Origin of the sequence: Tardiphaga sp., assembly GCF_044340795.1 — a bacterium.
Taxonomy (GTDB): Bacteria; Pseudomonadota; Alphaproteobacteria; order Rhizobiales; family Xanthobacteraceae; genus Tardiphaga.
Map to the genome: position 1 here is coordinate 1 of NZ_JBIISY010000283.1, position 7,134 is coordinate 7,134.

Annotated in this window: 16 protein-coding genes; 6 read left to right on the top strand and 10 right to left on the bottom strand. The window is 56.4% G+C overall.

All coding sequences use genetic code 11. From position 1 onward, the window contains the following. Positions 1–70 precede the first annotated feature (70 nt). Positions 71–238, bottom strand: a complete 168-nt coding sequence (locus ACIQ17_RS28790; protein WP_398472840.1) for a hypothetical protein — start codon at positions 236–238, stop codon at positions 71–73. Between the two features lie 123 nt (positions 239–361). On the opposite strand from ACIQ17_RS28790, the gene ACIQ17_RS28795 reads away from it, so the two are divergent. From ACIQ17_RS28795 to ACIQ17_RS28810, 4 genes are all read left to right on the top strand, one after another. Further along, a complete protein-coding gene (locus ACIQ17_RS28795; RefSeq protein ID WP_398472841.1) occupies positions 362–589 on the top strand; it encodes a hypothetical protein in 228 nt (75 codons plus the stop codon). A gap of 15 nt (positions 590–604) precedes the next feature. Beyond that, complete coding sequence (locus tag ACIQ17_RS28800) at positions 605–1,279, top strand: phage replication initiation protein, NGO0469 family (protein WP_398472842.1); 675 nt, start codon at positions 605–607, stop codon at positions 1,277–1,279. Continuing rightward, the gene (locus ACIQ17_RS28805; protein WP_398472843.1) at positions 1,279–1,464 is read left to right on the top strand and encodes a hypothetical protein; all 186 of its coding nucleotides are present in this window, start codon (positions 1,279–1,281) and stop codon (positions 1,462–1,464) included. The genes ACIQ17_RS28800 and ACIQ17_RS28805 overlap by 1 nt, the downstream gene beginning before the upstream one ends. Before the next feature lie 234 nt (positions 1,465–1,698). After that, positions 1,699–1,947, top strand: coding sequence for a hypothetical protein (locus tag ACIQ17_RS28810; RefSeq protein ID WP_398472844.1), 249 nt, complete (start codon positions 1,699–1,701; stop codon positions 1,945–1,947). On the opposite strand, the gene ACIQ17_RS28815 is transcribed toward ACIQ17_RS28810, so the two are convergent. The 3 genes from ACIQ17_RS28815 to ACIQ17_RS28825 form a co-directional block, all read right to left on the bottom strand. After that, positions 1,944–2,348 (bottom strand): hypothetical protein, encoded by a 405-nt coding sequence (locus ACIQ17_RS28815; RefSeq protein ID WP_398472845.1) that lies wholly within the window; start codon positions 2,346–2,348, stop codon positions 1,944–1,946. The two genes, ACIQ17_RS28810 and ACIQ17_RS28815, sit on opposite strands and share 4 nt — an antisense overlap. A gap of 43 nt (positions 2,349–2,391) precedes the next feature. Beyond that, on the bottom strand, positions 2,392–2,517 hold the full coding sequence (locus tag ACIQ17_RS28820; RefSeq protein ID WP_398472846.1) for a hypothetical protein: 126 nt from the start codon (positions 2,515–2,517) through the stop codon (positions 2,392–2,394). A gap of 413 nt (positions 2,518–2,930) precedes the next feature. Beyond that, positions 2,931–3,173: a hypothetical protein gene (locus ACIQ17_RS28825; RefSeq protein ID WP_398472847.1), complete on the bottom strand. Its 243-nt coding sequence runs from the start codon at positions 3,171–3,173 to the stop codon at positions 2,931–2,933. Between the two features lie 123 nt (positions 3,174–3,296). On the opposite strand from ACIQ17_RS28825, the gene ACIQ17_RS28830 reads away from it, so the two are divergent. Both ACIQ17_RS28830 and ACIQ17_RS28835 read left to right on the top strand, forming a co-directional pair. Continuing rightward, positions 3,297–3,794, top strand: coding sequence for a ferritin-like domain-containing protein (locus tag ACIQ17_RS28830; RefSeq protein ID WP_398472848.1), 498 nt, complete (start codon positions 3,297–3,299; stop codon positions 3,792–3,794). A gap of 258 nt (positions 3,795–4,052) precedes the next feature. Further along, the gene (locus tag ACIQ17_RS28835; protein WP_398472849.1) at positions 4,053–4,229 is read left to right on the top strand and encodes a hypothetical protein; all 177 of its coding nucleotides are present in this window, start codon (positions 4,053–4,055) and stop codon (positions 4,227–4,229) included. Positions 4,230–4,232: 3 nt separating this feature from the next. Here ACIQ17_RS28835 and ACIQ17_RS28840 read toward each other — a convergent pair whose 3' ends face one another. From ACIQ17_RS28840 to ACIQ17_RS28865, 6 genes are all read right to left on the bottom strand, one after another. Next, positions 4,233–4,487 (bottom strand): hypothetical protein, encoded by a 255-nt coding sequence (locus ACIQ17_RS28840; protein ID WP_398472850.1) that lies wholly within the window; start codon positions 4,485–4,487, stop codon positions 4,233–4,235. Further along, on the bottom strand, positions 4,484–4,657 hold the full coding sequence (locus tag ACIQ17_RS28845; RefSeq protein ID WP_398472851.1) for a DUF3606 domain-containing protein: 174 nt from the start codon (positions 4,655–4,657) through the stop codon (positions 4,484–4,486). The genes ACIQ17_RS28840 and ACIQ17_RS28845 overlap by 4 nt, the downstream gene beginning before the upstream one ends. A gap of 91 nt (positions 4,658–4,748) precedes the next feature. Next, positions 4,749–5,099, bottom strand: a complete 351-nt coding sequence (locus ACIQ17_RS28850) for a response regulator (protein ID WP_398472852.1) — start codon at positions 5,097–5,099, stop codon at positions 4,749–4,751. 394 nt (positions 5,100–5,493) lie between these two features. Beyond that, positions 5,494–5,670 carry a hypothetical protein gene (locus ACIQ17_RS28855; protein ID WP_398472853.1) on the bottom strand — a complete coding sequence of 59 codons (177 nt, stop codon included), beginning with the start codon at positions 5,668–5,670 and terminating at the stop codon, positions 5,494–5,496. Then, positions 5,667–6,458, bottom strand: a complete 792-nt coding sequence (locus ACIQ17_RS28860) for a hypothetical protein (protein ID WP_398472854.1) — start codon at positions 6,456–6,458, stop codon at positions 5,667–5,669. The genes ACIQ17_RS28855 and ACIQ17_RS28860 overlap by 4 nt, the downstream gene beginning before the upstream one ends. After that, a complete protein-coding gene (locus ACIQ17_RS28865; protein ID WP_398472855.1) occupies positions 6,458–7,120 on the bottom strand; it encodes a hypothetical protein in 663 nt (220 codons plus the stop codon). Before ACIQ17_RS28865 ends, ACIQ17_RS28860 begins: the two co-directional genes overlap by 1 nt. Between the last annotated feature and the right edge of the window lie 14 nt (positions 7,121–7,134).

A 7,134-nucleotide genomic window follows, 5' to 3' on the forward strand; every position in this document is an offset into this window, starting at 1 on the left:
TTTTCGCCGCTGCGTGTCTTGTAAGACTTCCCGGTCTCAATACTGATTGTTTCCACATTCTCACCTCCCCTTAAGATGCCATCACGCCGTGCTGGGCCATTGCGTAGAGCATGGCGCCAACGAGGGCGAAGATGATGAGCGCGAGGATGGAATCGCAGAGCGCTTGGTTGCGGTAGTAGAGGTTGGGCGCCCGCTCACTGCCGTTGTAGCAGAGAAGGCCATATTCTTTGGTAGTCATGTTGATTAGCTCCTGTTGTTGAAGACAAGCTGACATAGGAATTTATACTCGTAAAGATATTTTATGCTTTACCGGAATATTTTCTTATGCGACTCTGCTTGGACAACAACAGGAGTAATGACCATGAGAACTGAAATGGGCGCGTTCGCCGCTTTGGCCGAGCAAGCCCGCCAACAATCGCTCTTTAAGGAGCAACAACGGCGTGTTGCAGAAATCGCACGCCAGATTGACGAAGTTTCGGGAGAGATGGGGAGCAACGCATTTGTCGATGCCATCCGCACTCACGGATATGACGTTCAGGCCGACTTGGGCATGCTGTCCCGGCGAGGCGTTGATCGTTTTCAACACTAAGAGAAAGAGAGGCTGATGGCCAAAATGAAAATGAGCAGTAGCGGCGGTTCTTTCCAAGACCCTGCTATTGGCACCTACGCCGCGCTTTGCGTGCGTGTGATCGACCTGGGCACCCAGGAGAATGAATACGAAGGCAAAAAGAGCCAGCGGCGGCAGTTAATGCTCGGCTTTGAGCTACACGGTGAAGCCGTCGACACCAATGGCTGCGGCTATATGGTAGGCGACGATGGCAAGATTGACCCGAAGAAGCCTTTCATGGTTTCCGCATGGCTCACTGCCTCCTTTCATGAAGAGGCCACCCTGCGCAAGTTCATGGAGAGTTGGCGCGGCCAACCCTACTCCGACGAACAGATCAGCGAGTTCGAGAATGAAGGCTTCGATTGGGGGTTGATGCTAGGCGTGCCTTGCATGGTGCAGATGGCGCCGAACAAGAACGGCAAGATCAAAATCAAGAACCTGACCAAGCTGCACAAAAACATCGACAAGCCAGTCATGGTCAATAAACCCATCGTTCTCATGCTCGACGAATTTGAGCAGGAAGCATTCGACGCTTTGCCGCAGGGTATCCGCGATATCATCGGCAAATCCCCCGAGTTCAAGGGTATGAACGGCATGGCCATTGATAAAGCTATGGCAGAGGTAGCGCCCGCCTCCAACGAGCCGCCGTTTGACGACGAGATCCCCTTCTAATGGCGGACTTGTCGAATATGACGCTCAGTCCTGATGATCAGGCCGCCCTCTTGGCGGCCTATCAGGCTGAGAACGAAGCGTACGTGAGCTGGCGACGGGCCGTCGATAACAAGTCGAAAGTCGAGGACCGAATTCGCGATAATTACTTGAAACAACGAGAAGCCGAGCACCGTGCCAAAGGATAGACCAGGCATCTTCATCAACACTACTGACCGTCCGGACGTGCCGAAGGTCATCGAAGAACTCAAAGCCGCTACTGGCATCACCACAAACGTGGAGATCGTCTGCCAAGCATTGCGTCATTGGTTGAAGCAAGTTCGACGCGACGAGGCTAAGCATAAGAAGGTCGTGGCTCATTGAGCCGCGTCGTTTACGTACCGATTCTCCGGGTGTCCCTGCCTCTCAAAGACGGAGCTTACATGGAGGCAGTTCACCAACTGCCCTGCTCCGTCACTGGCCTGCCCGGCGCCGAGGCTCACCATCCCAAGGGATTGGCTTGGGGGACCGGCATGGGACAGAAGGCTCCAGACGCGACCGCAATCCCGCTCTGCAAGCGGATTCATGACGAGTACCATCGTATCGGTGTGAAGAGCTGGGAGGCCAAATATGGCCCGCACGAGGACCATCTGCGCAAGACATGGCACAAGCTCGGTCGGCTCCCGTCCTAGAGGGTGTCACTGCCCCACGCGAGCCGGCCCTCTGTCAGGAAGTTCTTATCGCTGCGGTAGTAGCTCTCGTGATGTTCGTCGCCATTTCCTGCGAAAAACCCGTAGAGGCCATACTCTTCGATGTCCTTGAAGTAGAACCCGATGCGGGTCTCGGCAAAATGGCTCACGTGGTACGCAATGAGATGAGGCGTCTCGAAAATCACCTGCCGGTCGCCGTAATCCCACAGCTCATCTTTCTGGCGCCAGTCGTACTCGCGCATCCCCATCTTGATGTGCTGATACAGGCGGGTGTCCCTCGCCAACCGGGCAGCGACCTTCTTTTGCCCTTCGACATGCTTTTGCTGTCGCCACCAGATGAATATGCCGACCAGAGCCAGCACCGTGACTATCGACCAATCCATGTTTCCCCCAGGCGGATATTATCGCGCATGGCCATGAAGCTTGCTAGAACAAACGGGTGACGACGATAACGAACACGACGAGGAAGCACGCGGCTCCGATGCCAACGACCCCTTCGGCGCTGACATCACACCCCAACAATTTGATCTGGAATTTCGGCGGACGATTCATGACGCGGCTCTCCATTAAAATTCGCTGGAAGCCGAATCATCGCGTTGCGATAAAGAATTTGTGGCAGGTTTTCTGAATCCTACGCAAGGGCCTTGTGATTTTGAGCGCGGGTTATTCCCCAAACCCGGAGGTTTCTGTGAGTTTCGTTAGTTCCGGGGATAAATCGATAACGTGGAGCGCCCGCTGACGGCGGCAGCGGTTGGCGTACCGACAACCACGAAAGGAAGCTTACGCGGGCCAAGCTCTAAGAGGCGGCGCACGGCAGCAAGCAAGCTCACAGGGACTCGAACAGGAACCGTAGGCTCGCCGTAACGGCCGCTGCCAGGACGACGGCCACCGCGAGAGCAAGCTCGTCGTTCAGCCTTTGGTCGTGTGTCCGTATCCACCATACCTGGATTCTTGCCCACATTTTCTCACCTGACAATCGTTCTTAGAACTGCACTCTGATCGCGCCTTGTGGAATTCCGATACTCCGCAATCGCGCTGTTTGCGAGTATCAGCTCCTGTTTGATACCAGCGTCCATCATGCGTTCGACGCTCTTAGTGATGAAGAGATCCGCGGCAGCTTCGTCTTCCAGCTCTCCCGATAGTTTGAGGAAGCCCAGAGCTATTCCGACGGACTTCCGGGTAATTTCCTGAGTAGTGAATGCCTGCATGCGGCCTCCTGAGCCGCGAACGAGCAGTCGTGCTCACTGTTCCGTCCCCCCGTGATTGTTTGTCGCGGCGGGGAACAGGGTTCCCGAATTGGTGTTACGCGCAGACAACAAGGGAGAAGACTTATGGCCGAGACGGCACGCGACATTTACGTGACGGGACTACGCAACGCTCACGCTATGGAGATCCAGGCGCGGGAATTGATGGAGCGCCAATCGGAGCGCATGGACGATTATCCGGAGGTGAAGGCAAAGCTCACCATGCATCTCGCTGAAACGAAAGAGCAGTTGGCACGACTTGAAAGCTGCCTACAAGACTTGGCCGAGGACAATTCGACGCTCAAAGACACCGCTCAGTCGGTCATGGCAAACTTCATGGCAATGTTCCACGCAGCGGCGCCGGACGAAATCCTGAAGAACACCTTTGCCAACAACGCCTTCGAGAACTTCGAGATCGCGGCCTACAAGTCGCTCATCAGCATGGCTGAAGCTGCTGGGCAACCGAAGGCAAAGGAGATCCTGCAGCGTTCGCTCGACGAAGAGCAGAAGATGGCTGATTGGGTTCGCGACAACGTCGAAAAGCTGACGTCGGCTTACTTGGCCAAAGCAACGGCTGCGGCATGAAAAACGACCAAACCCCGAGGCCCGACGACCGCCAGGATTGGCCGGACACAAAGCAAACCGATCAGCCGTGGAAGCAAAACCCGCAGAACGCAACTGACCCAAGCCTGCCCGACACTCCAAAACCTGATCTTGAGAAGTGGCAGAACAGCAAAACGCACTGAGGATTTCCCGCCACAGGCGGCATATAATTAGGGGCGTCGGGAACTCCGGCGCCCTTTCTGCTTCTCTTCGTCGGGATTGAGCCAAACGGGGGTCAAAATGGCTGATAGATCTTGTCCGAAATGCACGTCCGCCCTGTTCCTGCAGCGCATCGAGCCGGGCATGAAGGGGTACGTCAACCGGGTGTTCGAGTGCCGCCAGTGCGGGACCGAAAAGACCTTCCCCGGTCGAGCTAACCCAGGCATCCAGACCTGGCCGCGCGACGAGGTGGCTTAGAGGCTAAACAAAGCTGCCGTCATTTCTTCGCTGGCCGGGCCGGAGGCTCCGCTCCTCTCGTTCCAGCATTTCGCGGCGTTGCGCCTTCAGCTCGCGCACGCCCGCTAACTCGCCGCCGAGCTGGCGTGCGGCTTTTTTCACCGAAGAAGCCGAACGGTTCAGAGCCGCAGAACACCGGGCCGCTGACGCCCCTTGTGACATCAGCACCCGAAGCTTTTGAAGATCTTCCTCGGTCCAGCGCCGGACGAGCGGCTTCATGCGGCGAGCTGCTTGCGGACGGCGGCAGCGGAGTTGCCGACTTTGTCCACGGCCCGCTGCAGCTCCTCCTTCGACACGTTGAGATGCTTGGTCCAATATTGGACCTCGTGCGCCTCGTGCATGTTGATTTTGCTGCGGTCCTGCTGACCCTTCTTGGAAAGATCGTCCATGGCATGCCTCCCGCCGATTTCCACGTGGAAAGAATGCCTGCCGCTAATCATTGTTCCAGAAATGAAACCTTGAGCGGAGGAACGTGGTTACTCAGTGGAAGCCCCGCACGGCTCCAAGGATGTCACGCGGAAGATAGGGCTTTGGAATGAAAACCGTCTCTTCGGGCATCTCGCTTGCAAGCGGGCGGTGTTTTCCGCTCGCTATCACAATGTGGACGGGTGGCCATCTGTCCCGTACAGCCAGGGCGAGTTTGAGGCCGTCCATACTACCCGGCATGTCGATGTCAGTGAAAACCAGCGTAATCTCAGGATCATTTTCGAGGTAGGTGATTGCCCGGTCTGCATTGGTAGCGGTCAGCACGGAAAACCCCGCATCATGCAGGGCATCCTCGACCCACATCATGATGAATGGGTCATCTTCGACGACTAGAATCTTAGGCAACTTCCGCTCTCATCTTCCGCCCACAAAAGTGACAGACAGCGGAATCGTTCCGCTGAAATGAGAAGATTTGCAAAAATTAACTGTTGAAAGTTCCGTTGGAGGAGATTTACCTTAACGGCGTCACCGCCCGGTTCGTAGGCTTTTATCGGTGATGAGAGTCATCGGCTCCCGCCTTCCTCCAGCGCGAGCATGACATGCTTCCAAACACTTCCCACATCACACGGCCGCCGTGCGCCAAGTGCGGGAAGCCGACGTTGCTGATGCGGATCTCCCCGCGCTCCGCCGGGATGGAAGTCCAGATGTTCGAGTGCCCCTCCTGCAGCCATGTGATGGAGCACATCTGCAAGGCGCAGCCCCCTTCGCCCTGGCTGAACAGCGGCCTCCAGCGCCCCGATTAATCGAACCGCATGTGAGGGGGCCATGGGTCAATCGGTTTCGGCTTCTGGTACGGCACGAATGGTGCCGGATAGCCTTCCTTCGCTTCCTTCTGTAGCTGTTTGATATGCTCGGCGTTCTCGCCGCACTCATCGAGCAGGAGTTCAAGCTGCCTGTCGTCGTGGGAATGGATCATGACGCCAGCCCCAGCAGCTTGTTGCTTCGCTCCTCAGCCAGCTTGGCCATCTGCTCACGGTGCCGCTTCTGACGCTCTTCGAGACGCCGGTTGGCAGCATCTAGATCCGCAGCAGACATGACCGGCTCCGCCCCCTCGTTCTCCCAGCGCCTTTGATTCATCCAAGTGGAGAGCATGGGTGCATAGACTGTATCTGGCTTGTCCACGCCGATACGGGCTTTCACTGCGGCGAGAATATCCTCATGCCTGGCTCCGCTCTTGATAGCGGCGGCATAAGCGCGGGCAGCGGGCTGACGAGGTTGCGAACCTCCGCCTCGCTTCCAGACAGCCTTCCAGATTTCGTCGAACTTGTCCGGCTCCCCCTTGGGGGTTGGGGGGAGAGTTGAGTGAGTGGTTGTTATGTTGGTGTCTGTAATAGTTTGGCTGTTTTCGCCAAAGCCTTTGGCTGAATTAGCCAAACCCTTTGGCTGTTTTAGCCAAAGCTCCCAACCGGTTTCCGTGAGCGTGTACCAGGTGGTCCGAGCATACATGCCCTCGCTGTAGTTCCCGCGCTCAATGAGACCGGCGTTCGCAAGCTTTTGCAGCGCAGATCGAAGCGTTCCTTCACCGATATACCCGAACTCTTCCAGCCACTCGCGGCGGCTCATGTACATCCATGCTTTGCCGTCACGTTGCCGGTCAGGTTTGCTGCGATTGTGTCTCGCCCAGTATCCAATAGCTTGAAAGAGCACGGCGCATTCGAGGCCGTACTCCTTTGCGATTTCGACGTCGAAGGTTTGCAGGTCCATTATGCTTCGACCCGCTTGAATTCCACGACCCATACCCAAGGGTTGGCATCCCACTGCTGACCCAGCACATCTTGCTCAATGAAAAGGTCGACGGGATCGTGGTCTAGTCCTCCGCATTCCAATCGCGTCGAAGGTGGATAGCCTTCGCAGACGGCACCGAATTGCCCAATGTCTTGCAGACGCTCCACCCGCACGCTCACCACTTCCAGCAGAATGCGGCTGGCCCAGCGGGGCATGTGAATAGACGGACACCAAGGCAGGTCGGTGCCGTTGTCCTGTGCTCGAAATTCACCGTCAGCCCGGTAGACCAAGCTGTCATCAATAAATGTTTCGCTGTACTGGTTCTGGTTTTGAGCCCAAGTCTCCCGCACCCACAGCCGGTCACCGGGCTGGCCGTAGGGACATTTGGAAATGATTGCCTGATGGCAGTCAGAACACGTCATGCCAACCCGCTTCCCAGGCCAGGAATGATTGCAAGGACGCATCTCTGCTGGAGCATCAGGGAATGGTCGAACTGATTTCAGGAAGTCGGTTTTTGCTATTCGCCGCGTCTGCGTTTTGCGGCCTTCCAATATCGCGCGCACCATGGGGCCGCTGAAAAGTATTGGACGTTCTTTTACTGATGGGGGTGTGATTGCATCCATCTGCTCCCAAGCTTTCATTGTTTTTGGCTCCC

Coding starts and splice junctions, on each gene's coding strand:
- ACIQ17_RS28795 (WP_398472841.1), top strand. CDS start 362: ATGAGAACTGAAATGGGCGCGTTCGCCGCTTTGGCCGAGCAAGCCCGC.
- ACIQ17_RS28805 (WP_398472843.1), top strand. CDS start 1,279: ATGGCGGACTTGTCGAATATGACGCTCAGTCCTGATGATCAGGCCGCC.
- ACIQ17_RS28855 (WP_398472853.1), bottom strand. CDS start 5,670: ATGATCCATTCCCACGACGACAGGCAGCTTGAACTCCTGCTCGATGAG.
- ACIQ17_RS28835 (WP_398472849.1), top strand. CDS start 4,053: ATGGCTGATAGATCTTGTCCGAAATGCACGTCCGCCCTGTTCCTGCAG.
- ACIQ17_RS28830 (WP_398472848.1), top strand. CDS start 3,297: ATGGCCGAGACGGCACGCGACATTTACGTGACGGGACTACGCAACGCT.
- ACIQ17_RS28865 (WP_398472855.1), bottom strand. CDS start 7,120: ATGAAAGCTTGGGAGCAGATGGATGCAATCACACCCCCATCAGTAAAA.
- ACIQ17_RS28860 (WP_398472854.1), bottom strand. CDS start 6,458: ATGGACCTGCAAACCTTCGACGTCGAAATCGCAAAGGAGTACGGCCTC.
- ACIQ17_RS28810 (WP_398472844.1), top strand. CDS start 1,699: ATGGAGGCAGTTCACCAACTGCCCTGCTCCGTCACTGGCCTGCCCGGC.
- ACIQ17_RS28815 (WP_398472845.1), bottom strand. CDS start 2,348: ATGGATTGGTCGATAGTCACGGTGCTGGCTCTGGTCGGCATATTCATC.
- ACIQ17_RS28845 (WP_398472851.1), bottom strand. CDS start 4,657: ATGGACGATCTTTCCAAGAAGGGTCAGCAGGACCGCAGCAAAATCAAC.
- ACIQ17_RS28825 (WP_398472847.1), bottom strand. CDS start 3,173: ATGCAGGCATTCACTACTCAGGAAATTACCCGGAAGTCCGTCGGAATA.
- ACIQ17_RS28820 (WP_398472846.1), bottom strand. CDS start 2,517: ATGAATCGTCCGCCGAAATTCCAGATCAAATTGTTGGGGTGTGATGTC.
- ACIQ17_RS28800 (WP_398472842.1), top strand. CDS start 605: ATGGCCAAAATGAAAATGAGCAGTAGCGGCGGTTCTTTCCAAGACCCT.
- ACIQ17_RS28790 (WP_398472840.1), bottom strand. CDS start 238: ATGACTACCAAAGAATATGGCCTTCTCTGCTACAACGGCAGTGAGCGG.
- ACIQ17_RS28840 (WP_398472850.1), bottom strand. CDS start 4,487: ATGAAGCCGCTCGTCCGGCGCTGGACCGAGGAAGATCTTCAAAAGCTT.